At 49.9% G+C, this 17,849-nt stretch carries 16 protein-coding genes; 10 read left to right on the top strand and 6 right to left on the bottom strand.

The features are described 5' to 3' along the window. Nucleotides 1-3 precede the first annotated feature (3 nt). Nucleotides 4-705 carry a dipeptidase PepE gene (gene pepE / locus KIU71_RS14525; protein ID WP_214132017.1) on the top strand — a complete coding sequence of 234 codons (702 nt, stop codon included), beginning with the start codon at nucleotides 4-6 and terminating at the stop codon, nucleotides 703-705. Then, nucleotides 702-992, top strand: a complete 291-nt coding sequence (locus tag KIU71_RS14520) for a hypothetical protein (RefSeq protein WP_214132016.1) — start codon at nucleotides 702-704, stop codon at nucleotides 990-992. Before pepE ends, KIU71_RS14520 begins: the two co-directional genes overlap by 4 nt. Here the strand turns inward: KIU71_RS14520 and bioD are convergent. From bioD to bioB, 4 genes are read right to left on the bottom strand one after another with little or no spacing between them, the layout of a single operon-like run. Next, nucleotides 972-1,679, bottom strand: coding sequence for a dethiobiotin synthase (gene bioD / locus KIU71_RS14515; RefSeq protein ID WP_214132015.1), 708 nt, complete (start codon nucleotides 1,677-1,679; stop codon nucleotides 972-974). The genes KIU71_RS14520 and bioD overlap by 21 nt on opposite strands. 5 nt (nucleotides 1,680-1,684) lie before the next feature. Beyond that, the gene (locus tag KIU71_RS14510) at nucleotides 1,685-2,473 is read right to left on the bottom strand and encodes a methyltransferase domain-containing protein (RefSeq protein ID WP_214132014.1); all 789 of its coding nucleotides are present in this window, start codon (nucleotides 2,471-2,473) and stop codon (nucleotides 1,685-1,687) included. 46 nt (nucleotides 2,474-2,519) lie between these two features. Next, nucleotides 2,520-3,725 carry an aminotransferase class I/II-fold pyridoxal phosphate-dependent enzyme gene (locus KIU71_RS14505; RefSeq protein WP_214132013.1) on the bottom strand — a complete coding sequence of 402 codons (1,206 nt, stop codon included), beginning with the start codon at nucleotides 3,723-3,725 and terminating at the stop codon, nucleotides 2,520-2,522. A 51-nt stretch (nucleotides 3,726-3,776) separates the two neighbouring features. Beyond that, nucleotides 3,777-4,865 (bottom strand): biotin synthase BioB, encoded by a 1,089-nt coding sequence (bioB, locus tag KIU71_RS14500; protein ID WP_214132012.1) that lies wholly within the window; start codon nucleotides 4,863-4,865, stop codon nucleotides 3,777-3,779. A gap of 98 nt (nucleotides 4,866-4,963) precedes the next feature. Here bioB and bioA point away from each other — a divergent pair, with 98 nt between their 5' ends. Next, a complete protein-coding gene (gene bioA / locus KIU71_RS14495; RefSeq protein ID WP_214132011.1) occupies nucleotides 4,964-6,238 on the top strand; it encodes an adenosylmethionine--8-amino-7-oxononanoate transaminase in 1,275 nt (424 codons plus the stop codon). 105 nt (nucleotides 6,239-6,343) lie between these two features. Here the strand turns inward: bioA and KIU71_RS14490 are convergent, their stop codons facing one another. Next, nucleotides 6,344-6,781, bottom strand: a complete 438-nt coding sequence (locus KIU71_RS14490; protein WP_214132010.1) for a hypothetical protein — start codon at nucleotides 6,779-6,781, stop codon at nucleotides 6,344-6,346. 224 nt (nucleotides 6,782-7,005) lie between these two features. Here KIU71_RS14490 and asnS point away from each other — a divergent pair, with 224 nt between their 5' ends. From asnS to KIU71_RS18055, 5 genes are all read left to right on the top strand, one after another. After that, nucleotides 7,006-8,403 (top strand): asparagine--tRNA ligase, encoded by a 1,398-nt coding sequence (asnS, locus tag KIU71_RS14485; RefSeq protein WP_214132009.1) that lies wholly within the window; start codon nucleotides 7,006-7,008, stop codon nucleotides 8,401-8,403. Between the two features lie 188 nt (nucleotides 8,404-8,591). Then, on the top strand, nucleotides 8,592-9,737 hold the full coding sequence (locus tag KIU71_RS14480) for a paraquat-inducible protein A (RefSeq protein ID WP_214132008.1): 1,146 nt from the start codon (nucleotides 8,592-8,594) through the stop codon (nucleotides 9,735-9,737). Beyond that, nucleotides 9,721-11,376: an intermembrane transport protein PqiB gene (gene pqiB / locus KIU71_RS14475; RefSeq protein ID WP_214132007.1), complete on the top strand. Its 1,656-nt coding sequence runs from the start codon at nucleotides 9,721-9,723 to the stop codon at nucleotides 11,374-11,376. Before KIU71_RS14480 ends, pqiB begins: the two co-directional genes overlap by 17 nt. Next, nucleotides 11,369-11,998: a PqiC family protein gene (locus KIU71_RS14470; RefSeq protein WP_214132006.1), complete on the top strand. Its 630-nt coding sequence runs from the start codon at nucleotides 11,369-11,371 to the stop codon at nucleotides 11,996-11,998. The genes pqiB and KIU71_RS14470 overlap by 8 nt, the downstream gene beginning before the upstream one ends. Before the next feature lie 2 nt (nucleotides 11,999-12,000). Further along, a complete protein-coding gene (locus KIU71_RS18055; RefSeq protein WP_214132005.1) occupies nucleotides 12,001-13,116 on the top strand; it encodes a GGDEF domain-containing protein in 1,116 nt (371 codons plus the stop codon). On the opposite strand, the gene KIU71_RS14460 is transcribed toward KIU71_RS18055, so the two are convergent. Continuing rightward, on the bottom strand, nucleotides 13,113-14,513 hold the full coding sequence (locus KIU71_RS14460; RefSeq protein WP_214132004.1) for an undecaprenyl-phosphate glucose phosphotransferase: 1,401 nt from the start codon (nucleotides 14,511-14,513) through the stop codon (nucleotides 13,113-13,115). The two genes, KIU71_RS18055 and KIU71_RS14460, sit on opposite strands and share 4 nt — an antisense overlap. Nucleotides 14,514-14,885: 372 nt before the next feature. On the opposite strand from KIU71_RS14460, the gene KIU71_RS14455 reads away from it, so the two are divergent. Together KIU71_RS14455 and KIU71_RS14450 are read left to right on the top strand one after the other, a co-directional pair. Next, complete coding sequence (locus tag KIU71_RS14455; protein WP_214132003.1) at nucleotides 14,886-15,491, top strand: polysaccharide biosynthesis/export family protein; 606 nt, start codon at nucleotides 14,886-14,888, stop codon at nucleotides 15,489-15,491. Between the two features lie 15 nt (nucleotides 15,492-15,506). Beyond that, nucleotides 15,507-17,795, top strand: a complete 2,289-nt coding sequence (locus tag KIU71_RS14450; RefSeq protein ID WP_214132002.1) for a GumC family protein — start codon at nucleotides 15,507-15,509, stop codon at nucleotides 17,793-17,795. Nucleotides 17,796-17,849 lie beyond the last annotated feature (54 nt).

Raw genomic sequence — 17,849 nt, 5'->3', positions numbered from 1 at the left:
ACGATGCGACATATTCTGATGTTGAGCAGCTCACGCGCTGCTGATGAGCCCTACCTTGAACATGCTAAACCCATGATTGCAGAGCACCTTGGTGATATCGTGGATGTCGTGTTTATACCCTATGCGGGCGTGACAATGATGCTCGATGAATACACGGAAAAAGTGCAGCAGGCGCTACCGTCGCTGAACGTCAAAGGTTTGCACGAGTACGCCGATCCGAAATCGGCTATCAGCAACGCGAAGGCGGTGCTGGTCGGTGGCGGAAACACGTTTCATCTGCTCTACCAGTTATATGCCTTTGAACTGATCACGCTCATTCAACAACGTGTGAATACGGGTATGCCTTACATCGGCTGGAGTGCAGGGTCGAACATTTGTGGCGAAACAATCAGAACAACAAACGACATGCCAATCATTGAGCCTCCCAGTTTTAATGCGCTGCATTTTTTAGCCGCTCAAATCAACCCGCATTACACTGACTATCAACCACCGGGGCATAACGGCGAAACACGTGATCAGCGCCTTGCCGAGTTTACGCAGTTAAATCCGAAAACGCCGGTGCTGGCTATTCGTGAAGGTACGGCGCTATTACTTTCCGGTGATAATTTAAGCCTGAAAGGTCAGTTGGGCGGTTTTGTCTTTTTAGGTTCGGATAAACACCCCATTGCTGCCGGTGATGATCTTAAGCAGTACCTCGGCGTATGATCAAAGTCCTCGTCGCGCTGCTATTCACAGCCGGTCTGATTGCTTATGCGGTCTTTTGGAATGAAGGTCGCAAAGAAGTATTCTATTTGTGTGGTAACTTCGCAGAGGGCACGTCATATGCCAGCGTCGACAGACAACTGAAAACGGCCAATCGGTTAACCATTGAAAAATCGGTGCTCGGCACGCAAATCAGCTTACGTTTTTACAGCAAAATACGCCCGTCATTGCACCAGTGTCGCTTACGCTTCGACCGCAACGACAAGGTATTATCCCGTACCTACGAGTAACGGAGCAATATCAAGGTACTGCTCTGCGCCCAAAGTATGCTCAAACGGATTATTTGGGTCATTGTTCAGATAGGGAACCTGCCCTAAAAGCGGTGCGCCGAGCAGATGGCTGAGCGTATCGATATTGTCTTGCAAGTAAGGCATGGTAGCGCTTAGATGGTTCGCTACCCAGCCAGCCAGCTCAAACCCATCGGCTCGCACCGCGCTTGCGGTTAAGAGCGCGTGGTTTAAGCAGCCCAGTCGCATGCCCACAACCAGAATAACGCGTAAGGGCAACTGCCGCAAAATGGAGGGAAATGTATCTTGGTGGCTGATTGGCAAAGCCCATCCACCAGCACCTTCGGTGATCAGAACATCGGGTTGATAACTGGCTAATTGGTGCCAACCGGCGATCACCTGTTCTGAGGCAATCGGTTGTTCAGCTAATGTCGCGGCGATGTGAGGCGCAATGGGTGGAGCATACGTGACCGGATTCACTTCGATGAGTGGCGCGCGCACACTGCTGCAATGCTGTAAAAACAACGCATCGGCGTTTTCTAATCCTCTGGGTGTGCTCTCGCAGCCTGCGGCGATGGGCTTGTACCCCAGTGTGCTAAGCCCGCGAGTGGCGAAGGCCTTTAGCAAACCACCGGTGACCACCGTTTTACCCACGTCGGTGTCAGTACCAGTGACAAACAAACTCTGCATGGTATTTATCCTTTTTGAAGGTGCCAAAAGTCGACCTGGTAAGTTAAACGCAGCCCTTGCGGTGTTGAATGATACTGCTGCCACCACGCTGACAATTCGCGCAGCGTGGCACGTGTCAGTGGCTTATTTAGATTTTGCTGAAGCGTACCGGCACCAATGTCATTGATCGAATGGAGCAGCGCAAAAATGTCACTGTGCAGAGTCACAAAGGGTTTAGTGTGATGATCCACTACGTGCAACTTTGCACGCTTGAATGCGTCAGCCCACGTTGCCATAGCGGGAAATTGATTCAGCCGTGCCCGTTGATCAACATACGCCCACCCGTGGGCCAGTTCAGGTAAGCCTGGTGAACTCAAAATGGCTAGCCTAGCAATACCGTGCCATGCCAGCACCCGTGCTAACTCTGTAGCGCATTGCATTGGCGAGCTCACCCACTGCAACGCCATGCTCGATACTACCCGCGAAAACTGCGCGTCAGCGAAAGGCAGCGCTTCTGCATCGGCATGAATAAATAGTGGGGCAATTTGACTGACGTGTTCGTGTGAGCGTTGACTATTGCGAACAGATTTTTCTACCATCCCGAACGCGATATCAATACCCACCCATTGTTCTGCCGGGTGGCACATGCGGGATAAATAGCCGGTGCCACAGCCCAAATCAAGCCCTTGTGAACTCGGTGGATCGGTTCGACTCAACGTCGTGAGATAGCGTGCAATGTCTTGTTGAACCGCAGCACGCGCATCATACACTTCGCTCCCTCTGGAGAAACATTGCCCCACGGCACGCTTATTCACACACACTCCGCGAGCATGTTGCTCAGAACATGCCGTTTGTGCACAGCTATTCAACGCGTGTGTCATCGCTGGATCGCATGGCATCGCGCACGATACACAGCGCATCAACCAGTGCGTCAATATCTTGGGACTGGTGCTGAGCCGACAGTGTAATACGCAACCGGGCGGTCCCCTTAGGCACTGTTGGATAACGGATTGGAGTCACCCAGATGCCCAACGCTTTAAGGCGTTCAGCGTACGCTAATGTTTTGTGTGCTTCACCAATGATCACCGGCTGAATGGCCGAGTCCGAACCGCTAATTGCGAATCCAGACGCCTGCATTCCACGCGTGAAATGGGCGATATTGGTATGCAAAACCTCACGTTGCTCACCTCGCTGGATAAGCTTCAAGGCCATAGATGATGCCAGTGCTTGCGCCGGCGGCATAGCCGTACTGTAGATATAGTGTTTGGCAAATTGGGTGAGATAATCAATGAGCGCCGGGCTCCCGGCCACAAACGCTCCACCGGTGCCACACGCTTTGCCCAACGTGGCCATAATAATCTGACACTCATTTTGGGTGGCACTGGCAGCGACACCCGCCCCGTGCTCACCGACCACGCCAAAACCATGTGCATCATCGATCATTAACCACGGTGCAGATGATGTGGTTGTGTGCGAACGTACTGTATCAACCAGCGCGGTTACAGGCGCTTGGTCACCATCCATGCTAAACACCCCTTCCGTTGCAATCAGGCGATCTTTTTCTAGTGCTTTCTTGTCAGCATTTAACAACCTGTGTAGGTGCGACAGGTCGTTGTGATGAAAGCGCTTCAGTGTGCCCTGGCTGTTTCTGGCGCCTTCAATCAATGAGGCGTGGGACAGTTTATCGGCGTAAACAATCGAATCAGGCTTCAACAGCGCCTGACAGATCGCATGATTGGCCGCAAAACCGCTGCTAAACAATAAAACAGCCTCTCGGTTGAGCAGATCCGCCAGATTATCACACAATTGCTGATGCGCGCGGGTATAGCCGGTCACCAAAGGTGAGGCACCACTACCGCCACCGTACTGCGCTAGCCCTTCAGCCCAGCGTTGTAGCACCCGAGGATGCTGGCGCAACCCTAAGTAGTCGTTACTGGAGAAATTAATGTAGGCTGCGCCATCCACCTTGATCATGCCGTGGGCATCTTCCTCGATAACCACGTGTTGGCGACGCAACTGCTCGGCAGCACGCGCATCTAATTCAGTTTGGATAAAAGCAAACGCCATTAAATTTTCCCTTCAGGCCTGCAATAGCATCAAGCCTTATGATGGTAGCGATTACTTAGCCAGCGCAGGTTCACGCTTGGCCTTGGCGGCATCGTAAAACATGTCTGTGTCGGCCGTCTGCGAATCAATTTCGTCGTGCAATGCGGCCGCGTGGGCTTCATCGGAAAATTCTCGTGTTTGCTGGCTATTGATACCCAGCTTTTTAAACAGCAGAACATCTTCGTGTGTTTCAGGATTAGAGGTGGTTAGCAGCTTGCAGCCGTAAAAAATCGAATTTGCACCCGCCAGGAAGCACATGGCTTGCATTTGTTCATTCATCTGCTCGCGTCCGGCTGATAATCGCACGAACGACTTTGGCATCATGATCCGTGCAACGGCAATGGTGCGAATGAATTCGAAGGGCTCTAGATCATCCACGCTGTCTAACGGTGTCCCTTTGACTTTCACCAGCATATTGATCGGTACGCTCTCAGGTTGCTGAGGCAAGTTGGCGAGTTGCATCAGGAGACCAGAACGGTCATTTGCCGTTTCACCCATGCCAACGATGCCGCCGGCGCATACGTGCATGCCAGACTCACGCACATGCTCAAGCGTATCTAATCGATCCTGATAGGTGCGCGTTGTGATCACATCGCCATAAAACTCCGGCGAGGTATCCAGATTATGGTTGTAGTAGTCCAGCCCAGCCTGCTTGAGCGCGATGGCCTGATCGCGTGTCAACATGCCCAGCGTCATACAGGTTTCCAGGCCGAGCTTCTTGACTTCCTTGATCATGTCGATCACGTACGGCATATCCCGATCTTTCGGATTGCGCCATGCAGCGCCCATACAAAACCGCGTTGACCCTGTCGCGCGGGCTTCTTTGGCACGCTGGATGACTTTTTCAATTTCAAGCAAACGCTCTTTTTCAAGGCCCGTATCGTAGCGCGCACTTTGCGGGCAGTATTTGCAGTCTTCCGGGCACGCACCGGTCTTAATGGATAGTAACGTGCTAACTTGGACGTGATTCGGATCGAAGTGCTGACGATGTACACTCTGCGCTCTGAACATTAAATCGTTGAACGGTAACGCAAATAATGCATTAACCTCTTCGAGAGTCCAATCATGACGAACAGATGAATCAGCGAGCGCGGCAGACATAGCATAACCTTTACATAGAAAAATGACTGGCTTAGTCTATGCGGCAACAGCAGCTTGTCAACTCTGACCATTGCACACACTTTACTAACGGTTGAAAATTGAACAATATTGAATTTGACCGCCAGCATATTTGGCACCCTTACACGTCAGCGACCAATCCCTTGCCCTGTTATGAAGTCGCTTCGGCGAAGGGAGTGACGCTAACACTTGCCGACGGCACCGAGCTGATTGATGGCATGTCGTCTTGGTGGGCGGCAGTTCATGGGTATAACCACCCAGCGCTGAATTCCGCCGCCCATCAACAGATTGATACGATGTCGCACGTTATGTTTGGTGGGATCACGCATCAACCGGCTATTGATGTCAGTAAACAGTTGCTTGCCATGCTACCAGATGGGCTGGATCGCGTGTTTTTAGCAGACAGCGGCAGTGTGTCTGTGGAAGTTGCGATCAAGATGGCAGTGCAGTATTGGGCCGCACAAGGGCAACCCAATAAGCACAAATTACTCAGCCCCCGTAATGGCTATCACGGCGATACGTTTGCGGCCATGTCGGTGTGTGATCCGGTCAATGGTATGCACAGTGTGTTCAATCAGGTGCTCAAGCCTCAAATTTTTGCGCCCAGCCCACAAACCCGCTTTGAATCGACGTGGAATGAAGATGAGATGCTGCCGGTTATCGAGTTATTTGAGCAGCACCATCATGAGCTGGCCGCGGTCATTCTTGAGCCCGTTGTGCAAGGTGCTGGCGGCATGAGGATGTATCACAAACAGTATTTGAAACGCATGCGCCAACTGTGTGACGAATACAATGTGTTGTTAATTTGTGATGAGATTGCCACTGGCTTCGGCCGTACCGGTCAATTGTTTGGCTGTAACCATGCGGATGTAGTGCCTGATATTATCTGCTTGGGCAAAGCATTGACCGGTGGCTATCTGACGATGGCCGCGACCGTGTGCAGTAACGACGTGGCACTGGGAATATGTGAAGGCTCACCGGGTGTCTTTATGCATGGCCCTACCTACATGGGTAACCCCCTAGCCTGCGCTGTGGCCAACGCTAGCCTCACCTTGATTAATCAAAACCATTGGCCACAGCAAGTCGTCCAGATAGAGACTCAACTCAATGCAGAACTTAGCGAATGCCGCGGCCTTAGCATCGTAAAAGATGTCCGCGTTTTAGGTGCTATTGGTGTGGTAGAAACCCAGCAGGCACTTGATGTAGCCCAACTGCAGAAACATTTTGTCAAACACGGGGTGTGGATAAGACCTTTTGGCAAGCTTGTCTATATCATGCCACCTTACGTGATTACACCGCAGCAATTGAGCCGATTAACTTACGCGATACTGCACACGTTAAAGCACTTTAGTTAATAAATAGTGACGTTGTTTCTGCGCAGAAACCGATGGAAAAAGTTACGATTGCGGTGACGAATGAACAGATAAACTGTGACGCTTAGCCTTTCCAGCTAGCGCAATTTAGAAATCCACCGTAATTTGTAACGTGAGCAAACTGATAATGACGATAACCACCAGAATAAACAGGTTTACTCCAGTATGGTCGTGCTCGCGACGTGAGCGTTTGCGATTCAGCCAGAGGCTAACTAACGTCATCACAAGCGCGCCCTGCAGCAAATAGTTTAACGCCAACGCGTGATCTTTCGACCAGTTCTCACGCCCATCAACACCCCAGAATGACTGTAACCCGGTCACTAATTCGGGGCGTGCAAAATGAAACATCACCAGTGCTGCAACGAGCGCGACCCACGCTAAAATATTCAACGTCACGGCTACTTGGTACACTCGATCCTGAATACGCGGTAATTCGCGCCGATCGCGCCCTGACATTTGCCGATACTCCGCGTCTGACAAAATGCCCGATTTCGCTTGTTCGCTGCTGGGTTGATCCGATTGCATGATGCGCCAAGGCCTCATAAATTTTGCTAACCGCACACGCCACATTTATCCACATGGCAAAAACTGGATAAACCGGGTAACGCTCCGTTTTCACTTGTTTCATCAATAAAAACAGCGAAGTCACTCAAAATAGCCAAAGTAAACGGAAACCGACGCTAGCATAGTTGCTTTGTATCAGTATACTACGGGGTTTTATTTCGCTTTGTCTATTGGAGATGTTATTTATGCCGCACGCCTCTGTCGTCGACGTGCTGAAAGGTCAATTTGACGTGGGTCAAACCGTTACCGTTAAAGGTTGGGTTAGAACACGACGTGACTCGAAAGCTGGCCTGTCTTTTCTTGCTGTGCATGATGGGAGTTGTTTTGATCCTGTTCAAGTCATCGCATTGAATTTGCTGGAAAATTACGCCGACGTGCAAAAGCTCACAACCGGTTGCGCCTTGATCGCTACCGGTACGGTTAAAGCATCTGAAGGTAAAGGCCAATCGGTCGAAATCGAAGCCACTGAGATCGTGATTACGGGTCTGGTTGAGAACCCTGACACCTATCCCATGGCGGCAAAGCGACACAGCATTGAATATTTGCGCGAGCATGCGCATTTGCGCGCACGTACCAACGTGATTGGTGCGGTAACTCGGGTTCGCAACTGTCTGTCGCAAGCCATCCACCGCTTTTTTCATGAGCGTGGCTACTTTTGGATCAGCACGCCTATCCTCACAGCCAGTGATACCGAAGGTGCCGGTGAAATGTTCCGCGTTAGCACGCTAGATATGCTGAATATCCCTAAAGACGAGCACGGCAAAGTCAATTACGCAGAAGATTTTTTCGGTAAGGAAACCTACCTCACCGTGTCTGGCCAACTCAACGTAGAAACCTATGCCTGTGCGATGTCAAAAGTATACACTTTTGGCCCGACATTCCGTGCAGAAAACAGTAACACCAGTCGCCATTTGGCTGAGTTTTGGATGATCGAACCGGAAGTTGCGTTTGCCGATTTAAACGATATAGCCGGGTTGGCTGAAGACTTGCTCAAATACGTGTGTCAGGCTGTGCTTGAAGAGCGTGCCGACGATATGGCGTTCTTTGCTGAGCGTATTTCAAAAGATGCGATCACGCGTTTACAGAAGTTGGTTAGCAGCGATTTTGTGCATATGGATTACACCGATGCCATCGATATTCTTCAGGCGAGCGGGAAACAGTTTGAGTTTCCGGTGGAATGGGGCGTCGACTTATCCTCCGAGCACGAACGTTATCTTGCGGAAGAGCACGTGGGTGCGCCGATCATCATGAAAAATTACCCTAAAGATATCAAAGCATTTTACATGCGCATCAACGACGACAACAAAACGGTTGCTGCCATGGATATTCTGGCCCCGGGTATTGGTGAGATCATCGGTGGCTCACAGCGTGAAGAACGCCTTGATGTATTTGACCAACGTCTCGAAGCCATGGGCTTAGACAAAGAAGACTACAGTTGGTACCGCGACCTTCGCCGCTATGGCAGCGTTCCGCACAGTGGTTTTGGCCTTGGCTTTGAGCGATTGGTGGCCTACGTGACAGGCATGCAGAATGTACGTGATGTGATTCCTTTCCCACGCACGCCAGGCAATGCCGACTACTAAATTCAGCGCGTTACGATGGCTATGACTCGTTTGTCGTTCACTGTACGGTGAACGACTTTTGGGTCAAATCATTCCAATTAACTGATTGTTTTCGGAGATAAAGTTGTCGAATATCTACCGATTGAGCACTGGTGTAATGTTACGCAATCCACTATGCTGGCAGCATTGAATGAATCACCACGTACCTTATGTCGGAGCGAACAACACTCACCTGTGAACACTGCCAAACCACCTTCTCTGTGCCGGTTTTGCAGCATCGTGAGCGTGCTCTGTGTCCCCGTTGTGGTAATCAAGTCATGTCTTACCGCCGCAACAGCGTTGAGTTTAGCCTTGGCTTTGGGCTAGCCGGGCTCATTTTTCTGCTGCTCTCTATTCCCTTTAATTTTCTGTCATTTCGCGCCAGCGGCCAACAACATTCGATGGAAATTATTCAAGGCTTACTAACCCTAGTCGACATTCACTACACATCCTTAGCGATCGTGACTGCGCTAGCAACCTTGGTGCTACCCGGCTCAGTATTACTGGGTATCTGCGTTTTACAGTATCAACGGCTGTACGCACAACCGAGTTATTTCAGCGCGCGCGTGTTTGTGTGGGTACAGCGCCTATTGCCCTGGAGCATGGCGGAAATATTCTTGGTCGGCACGCTGGTTAGCTTGGTGAAAATCACGTCACATGCGGATGTTTTGTTTGGCATGTCCTTTTTTGCCTACGTCGCCTTTACGCTGTGCTCTGCGTTTACGCTGATGTATTTCGATCGGGCAGAAACCACACTCTGGCTTGCAGAAACCTATCAGGAAACACACAAGCCTTTGGATGAACAAAGCGCACGGTTCAGTATTCAACATACATGGGCGCTGCTATTAACCGCGGTATTGTTATATATTCCGGCGAATTTATTGCCGGTGATGCACACAAACCTGCTGGGGCGTGATGAGCCGAGCACAATCATTGGCGGCGTGCGATTGCTCTGGCAGGAAGGCTCCTACCCTATTGCCAGCATTATCTTTATTGCCAGTATTATGGTGCCAGTGGCAAAATTGATAGCCCTTGCCTACCTGAACTATACCGTGCAGCGCGGTGATCTGCGCTACCAAAGCGCGCGGGCGCGAAGCTATCGCATTACCGAGTTGATTGGGCGGTGGTCAATGATTGATGTATTCGTTGTCGCGATTCTGGTTGCATTGATACAGCTAGGCAATACTATGTCTATTTATCCTGGTCCGGGTGTATTGGCATTTTGCGCTGTGGTGTTTGTCACTATGGTGGCGGCAATGACCTTCGACAGTCGATTAATTTGGTATACAAGAAACCGACATGACAGAACCGCTTGAACAAAGTGCTATTGTGAAACCCGCTGCTCGCTTTTCCAAAGTGTGGTTTATTCCGATTGTCGCACTGCTTATTGGCTTATGGATGGTGTTTCAACAATGGCTGACCCAAGGTCCATTGATCACCATTGAATTTCAATCTGCCACAGGGATTGAAGTGAATAAAACCCCGATTAAAGCGAAAGATCTCGACGTGGGTATTGTCAAAAGTATTGAGTTAAAGCCCGACCTAACCGGGGTTATCATTACCGCACGAATGGATAATACCGTTAATGAATTGCTGACTACCGATACAGAATTCTGGGTAGTATCGCCACGCGTTTCGTTCAGTGGTGTGTCGGGCCTGAACACGCTGTTGTCAGGCAGCTATATCGCTATGGAGCCAGCGAATAACGGCCAGCAGCGCAGCGACTTTATTGGTTTGGAACGTCCTCCGGTTACGCCGTTAGGTACGCCGGGACTGCACGTTACTTTAAACAGCGCAGACGAATTTGCGTTTAAAGAAGGCGATCCAATCGTGTACAAAGGCTTCAAAGTTGGCGAGTTTGAAGATATTTACTTTAACATCGAAGAGCGTGTGGTGTATTACAACGCGTTTATCGAAGCGCCCTATCACAAGCTGATTACGGAAAACACGCGTTTTTGGAATGTCAGTGGTGTGAAATTCAACCTTGCCTCTTCGGGTATCTCCGTCGAGACGGGTAGCTTAGAAACATTACTCACCAATGGTGTAACGTTCGGCATCCCTCCCGGCTCACCTGCGGGCGAACAAATTAACAAACGTACGCATTTTGATATCTATAGCAGTTTTGAAGCCGCAGCCGATGAGCGCTTTAAGCTTGCCGCCGAATTCATGCTACTGATTGATGATACCGTGAGGGGTTTAACGGTTGGAGCGCCCGTAGAGTATCGGGGAATTCAGATTGGCGAAGTGTTGGCGATTAATGCGGTAAGCCCCCTGCCAGGCACCATGCTTGAGAAAGAATACGCCATTCCTGTATTAATCAACATTTACCCCGGTAAAGTGCGCCAACCAGATAATCAAGCCGGGCTTGAGTTTGTGCGGCGTCAGATTAACCGTTGGGTAGAAAATGATTTGCGCGCCACGTTGCGTGTGGGTAATTTTTTAACCGGCGGGCTGTTTGTAGACTTGCAACATGTAAAAAACCCACAGCCTTTCACGCCCATTGCGCTATTGGATTACGACTATATTCCTTCAGCATCGAACGAGTTCACGCAAATCACGCAGAAAGTCGACGCGTTATTAAATAAACTCAATAGTATGCCTCTAGATGATGTGGTCGCTGATATTCAGCAGGTAATTGCAGCCATGTCGGCCACGGCAGAATCGGTAGCGCAAACCAGTCAAAACTTTGATGACAAAATTAATCAATTTGATATTGCAACCCTCAATCAGCAGATTGAAGATGTCACTGCGCAAATGCAGCAACTTCTGGCTGATTATGCAGAAGGGTCTGCCACCTATTCGAACGTGAATGGCAGTATGCGCAATCTGCAAGATACATTGCGCGAGATCCAGCCAATCTTGATCCGTCTCAAGGAAAAGCCTAATGGTCTGTTATTTGGCGACAGTAGCCAAGAAGATATCCAACCGCAGCGTAAGGGAGATCGCAATGACTAGTATGACAAATCGCTTAACCCTACGGCGACATTGGTTGTTGACTGTGATCAGCGTGATCTTGATCAGTGGGTGTGCATCACAACCCATCGAAATTAATCATTATCTGCTGAATATCGTCAGGGACACACCCACAACGGCAAATACATCTGACACCGTATTCGTGAATGTAAAGCAGGTAAACTTGCCTGAATACCTACAGAGCCGCAGTTTGGTCATGCAGAATGATGATGAAACATTATCAATCGCCACTAAGCATGTATGGGCCGAGCCTCTCGACGCGGATTTTGGCATGTTGCTCGCAAACTCACTCAGCCAGTTCCCTTCACTGAGCGGATTCTACCGAATGCCTTCTCGCACCCATTCAACCATTTCCGACAATGCAAAAATTTCCATCGTGGTTAACGTTGAGCATTTTATGCCGCTTCAGCGAGGTGACGTTGTGCTGTCTGGGATTTGGATGACTGAGCACGACGGGAAACTGTCTGCGCCGCACTCATTCCAGTATTCGCGCCCACTTGAACAGGATGGTTATGCACATTCTGTGGCACGCATGCGTACGCTGGTGTCCGAACTGGCTGATGAAATTGCGGCGACGCTGACTAAAACAAGCCCGCAAGGTTAATCGTGAAAAGCTTTTCCCGCTTGAAATCAGCAGCACAGCGCTACGCTCGCGCGGGTTGCTCTAAGTCGTTCGACGCGGAAACCAACCGACGCGTCATTGTGGTTAACCTATTTGCCTTTGTCGGTAGCAGCTTGACCTTGGTTTTAGGGGTTCGTGCTGCATTTGCGCAAGATTGGTTGTTAGGCCTATCGCTGGCGGTTGCCAGTTTACTGTTCTTTACCACCCGCTGGCTTCAGGTGGTTAAACAAACCCTCTTTGCACAGCACGCAGCGGTAGTTATTCTGGTGATGTGTTTAATGGTGCTGACACTGTTTTTAGTGATTACGGGAGGCAACAGCAATACAGGCCCGCTATGGCTGTATCTGGTGCCGCCTGTTAGTTTATTTTTAGGCGGGTTTAAACGCGGACTAACGTTGGTCGTCTTGTTTACCGCGCTAGTGAGCGTTGTGCTCTTCTACCCCAACGACGGTTTACTTCTAACGCACTACAGTGTTGAATTTAAAACAAGACTACTCTATTCGTTCGCAACAATCGTATTTTTGTCAGGGCTTTATGAATACAGCCGAGAGCAGAGCTATGCTTACGTTGACAAAATGCGAGACGAGTTTGAGCATCAGGCGCTGCACGATCAAATGACCAAGCTGCCGAATCGCCGGCATATTAACGAACAACTTAAACATGAATATCAGCGTATGGCGCGCAGTAATGGCTGCTTTTCAGTATTGCTGGCGGATGTTGATCACTTTAAATCGATCAATGATCAATATGGCCATGATTGCGGTGACGAAGTATTAAAAACACTCGCGAAACGATTCCAGAATGCGATTCGAAAACAGGACATGGTCGCACGCTGGGGCGGAGAAGAGTTTCTGTTCATGCTGCCTGATACGGGCTTAGAAAACGCGCATGAACTGGCTGAGAAAATTCGGCTGAGTATCCATGAAAGCCCGGTATGGCAAAATCAGCATCCGATCAAAGTGGCGCTCAGCATTGGCGTTGCTGAGGTGAATAAAGACACCAGTATCGACCAAGCAGTTAACTTGGCCGATAAGCATCTTTACATGGCGAAACATGAAGGACGCAACCGCGTTGTGTCTAAGGCGTCCGGATCCAGTTAGTAGGCGTTTTTGTTCACAAACCCATTGACGACGGTCGACAAAATAATCTTAACATCAAACCACAGCGACCAACGGTGTATGTACTCAAGATCATACTCCACACGTTTCACCATCTTATTAATGGTTTCAGTTTCGCCACGTAGCCCATTAATTTGCGCCCACCCGGTAATACCCGGTTTCACTTTGTGACGCAGCATGTAGCGCTGAATAAGTTTGCGGTACTGTTCATTGTGGGCAACCGCATGCGGGCGTGGGCCTACAATCGACATTTCGCCGCGTAACACATTAATAAACTGTGGGAGTTCATCTAAAGAGGTCTTGCGAAGAAAGGCGCCGAGCGGCGTGATCCGTGCATCATTTTTGGTCGCCTGTTTAACCGTGGCTCCGTTGTCAGCGGTGGTCATTGAGCGGAACTTATACACTCTGATTTTTTTACCATCTAAGCCGTATCGGTCCTGCTTGAAAATCACAGGCCCCGGTGAGGTTATCTTAACCAACGCAGCAATGATCAGCATGGGCACGGCTATAAGCGCCAGAATCAGGCTACTGAAAATCACGTCTTCCAGGCGCTTCAGCACGTCGCTGGCTCCCTGAAAAGGTGTATCGTAAATGCTCAGCGCCTGAATCGAGCCGATATTTTGCCAGCGGGCATTGATAAGATTGTAGATAAAAAAGTTAGGAATGATTGAGACGGTTGCCGTGGTATCACTGCACTTGTCCAGTACCTGCATAATGCGTTTCTCTGCGCTCATGGGCAGTGCAATGTAGACATAGTCAACTTCATTGCGACGTGCCATTGCAATTGCCTGATCAACACCACCAAGTACTTGCCCTCGCACGTCATACGGCAAGCGCTGTGGTGCGCGATCATCAAACAAGCCAATACAAGAAATGCCTAGCCCCTCCTGATCGCGCAATTGGTTTGCCAGCGCCAGACCTGACGCATTGGCCCCTATCACCAGCGCGCTACGACTGTTTCCACCGCCTTTACGATATACCGTTAACATTTGCCGGAACCCAGCGCGCCACAGTGTGAGCGCCGGATAGGTCAATACTAACCACAGCAACACTTCCGTCGGGCGCAACATGTTGTATCCGGTGAGTGCGTAGGAACCGGCAATTACCATGAAAGACGTTATCGTCCAACTGGCAACCACATGTTTCAACAGTTCTCGCAACGGCGATGTACGCCAAGAACGATAAAGCTCCAATCCCTCCGCAACCAGCATATACACGATGATGCTGGCACACAGCAATATCATGGTGTTTGGATTTGGTGCCAGCTCAAACGCTAGCAAAGTAGAAAAAAAAGTGAGTGTGATCACCACCAAATCGACAAGGCGATAAAGTGATGACACGCTGCTTTTATTGGCTTGGATAATTCCTACATTGGACATGGATGCGTTCCCCTGCAAATCGACATCGGCTGTGTGAACTGCTGACTTTGCAAACCCTGCGCCACAAAGTTCACCCGCAGAGTAATTTCCTCAATCGCGGCGCCAGCCCAATAAATATCGGCCCTTGAATCCACTGGCACGTATGTCGCATAGACTGAGCCAGCGCGGCGCATAAGTCGCGCATGACTTCGTTGTGTTGAGCTTGAATAACAGGCGTAAATCGCCCGTCAAGTCAATGCTGACAAAGGCTACGGATAAAATCACTCATGTTCGCGGCGTAAGAGTCACCAGCGCCGTGTGTCGACGTAAGGCCACACTCTTACTCTGTGCCAGACGCGTGCGTCAACGCTTGATAAAAAGGGAGCAATTACCATGGACAACCGATTGTATTTACACACCTTAGATTGTTTTTTTGCGCGCACACAACGCTTCAAAAAGATCATTTCCCGCAGCGCATTCGTGCTGATGTCGCTGTTAACTGCACAGGTCACTGTTGCAGACCCGCAACAGGCAGTGAATCCGCAGTATAGAGTGAACACTGGCGATACCATTCAAATTAATGTGTTTGGTCAACCCGACTTGAATGTCGTGGCGCAACTGCCTGACAACGGCGTGGTCAATTACCCATTTCTGGGCGAGCTGAGGCTCGCCAATAAAACTGTCGCCAACATTGAAGAAACCATTTATGACGGGTTGCTCGGTGACTATCTCGTTAACCCGTCGGTGCAGGTCAATATTGTAGAGTATCGCCCATTTTTTATTTCTGGCGCGGTGAATAAGCCCGGCGGCTACCCTTTCCAGCCCGGTATCACCATCGCTAAGGCCGCGGCATTGGCCGGCGGCTTTACCGAACGTGCCGCGACCAAGAGTTTCCGTGTTGAACGCGCAATCGGCGAACGCACCATTGATGTTGTACTAGGGCCTGTGGATGCTATCCAGCCAGGTGACATAGTTACGGTCAAACAATCCTTTTTCTAGCCGCAGGATGCCCCTATGAATAACCAACGACTTTCACGCACACCAACCCTTGCGCCAACCGCGGCCGAGCCGCTCAATGCCGAGCTGTTGGACATTGATCATTATTGGCAACTGGTGAAACGCAATCGTTTTGGCATTGCTACGTTCGCACTGTTTTTTACCGCAGTAACAGCCCTCGTACTCCTTTTCATATCGCCCCGTTATATCGCTACCGCATCGTTGCTGATTGAAGCGGAACAGACAAAGTTGCTGTCGATCGAAGAAGTCTACGGGATGGATTCCAGTCGCAAAGAGTACTACCAAACACAATTTGAGATTCTGAAAAGCCGTAAGATTGCTGCATTAGTCGTCGACAAGTTAAATCTTGTTGAACATCCGCTGCTCGACCCACAAAACGACAGCGAGTCCGCGTGGCGGCTGGAGAGTGTTAAAAATAAGCTGCGGCAATGGCTCAAAGCGAACGTCGATTTTCTGCCAAAATCGCAGGACAAAACCGCCAGTGCGGCGGAAAAAGAGCAATCTCGTCGCAAAACCGTGGTGAGCCGTGTGATGAAAGATCTGACCATTAAACCGATCACTAACACACAAGTGGTTGAAATTAAATTCGAAAGCGAATCACCCAAATTGGCTGCGGCCGTCGCGAATGCGGTGGCTGAATCCTATATCGATAGTTATCTGGATTCTAAACTGGAGATGACCAATAAGGCGACATCCTGGCTAAACCAAAGTATTACTGGCCTACGGGAAAAGCTTAATGATTCAGAACAAGCCTTGTCTGACTTTTATCAACGCGAACAAGTTGTTGATATTGACGGTGTAATGGGTTTGGCCGCAGACGAACTACAACAACTATCAGACCAACTGACCATTGCACAAAATGAGTATAAAAAACAAGGCTTACGCTTCGACAAAATCGCTCAGTTTAACGGTGATACAGAACGCTTTTCAGATTACCCAGAAATCGTCAACAACGCCACCATTCAGGGGATCAAACAATCTGAGGCGGCAGCGCAAAGTCGGCTATCGGAATTGTCAAACGTGTATGGCCCAAAACACCCAACGTTAATTTCAGCAAAAGCGGAACTGGCTTCCATACAGGCCAACTTACGCAATGAAATGACGCGGGTCGTTAGTAGCCTATCGCTGGATCAACAAAGCAAGCAAGACACTATTTCCCGGCTGAAAGAGGCCGTTAATGCCGCTAAAGCACGTTATCGGGAACTGACACAACTGGAAAACACCCGGCAAACATTGCTACGTAATGTCGAGGTTAACCGCCAATTGTATGATTCTTTCTTTACCCGCATGAAAGAAACTGCGGAGCTGGGCGGTTTTGAAAGCGCCAATGCACGCATCCTCGATGCGGCGAACCCTCCACGTATTCCAGCGAAACCTAAGAAAACCCTGTTGATTGCTGGCGCGTTAATTTTCAGCGCCGGATTAGCGATTTTCTTGGTTATTGCCGCAGACGCACTGAGCAGTGGTATTCGCTCACCAAACGACGTGGAGAAAAAATTAGGGCAACGTTTGTTAGGGGCGATCCCCAAACAGAAGCGCTGGTTCTGGCAGCCTAAACTGCTCGATCTCAGACTTTATTTCGCCACAAACGCTAATTTGTTTGGCGAAGCGTTTCGTTCACTTCGAACGAATCTGAGGTTACTGGAGCAAGGCAAATCTCAACATGTGATCATGCTGACCTCCGCCTTACCTAAGGAAGGAAAAACCACGACAGCGATTAATATGAGTTTTAGCCTCGGGCAACTAGGCAGTGTTATTTTAATCGACGCCGACCTGCGCCGCGGCGATATAGGGCGTCGGTTTGGCCTTGTTCCCACCGTGCCGGGCTTATCTGAGTTGCTGAGTAAATCTTGCCGTATCGATGAATGCATCATCACCGACGAAGACAGCGGTATTGACCTGATCAGCGCAGGCTCCAATGGCACTCACCCGCAGGAAATGCTGGCAAGCTCTGACTTTAGGCGCTTAATCGACGCACTGAAAAAGAATTATGACTACGTGATTATCGACACGCCGCCGACCCGCGCAGTGGCTGACAGTATGGTTGTCAGTGCGCTGTGCGATACCACGCTGTTTGTGGTCAAAGCGGATAGCACCGATGCCAAACACATTAGCCGCTCAATCGACCGGTTTGAACAGCTCAATCAGACTGTCGACGGCATTATCCTGACGCAATTTGACCCACTGTACGCAGATGACAACGCTGCGTATTACGGCATCACCGCGCTTGAGCAATACTCGCTGAACAAGCCCGGTGTCACGCGTGCTGGGGCAAATGCAGCATAACATTCACGCAAAGACCTACGTGCGTTGACAGGTCAAATGGCGCGGATAGCAGAC

Source organism: Alteromonas oceanisediminis (assembly GCF_018474025.1).
GTDB lineage: Bacteria > Pseudomonadota > Gammaproteobacteria > Enterobacterales > Alteromonadaceae > Alteromonas_E > Alteromonas_E oceanisediminis.
Note: the sequence above shows the minus strand (reverse complement) of the source record. Positions and strands in the feature narration are given on the sequence as shown.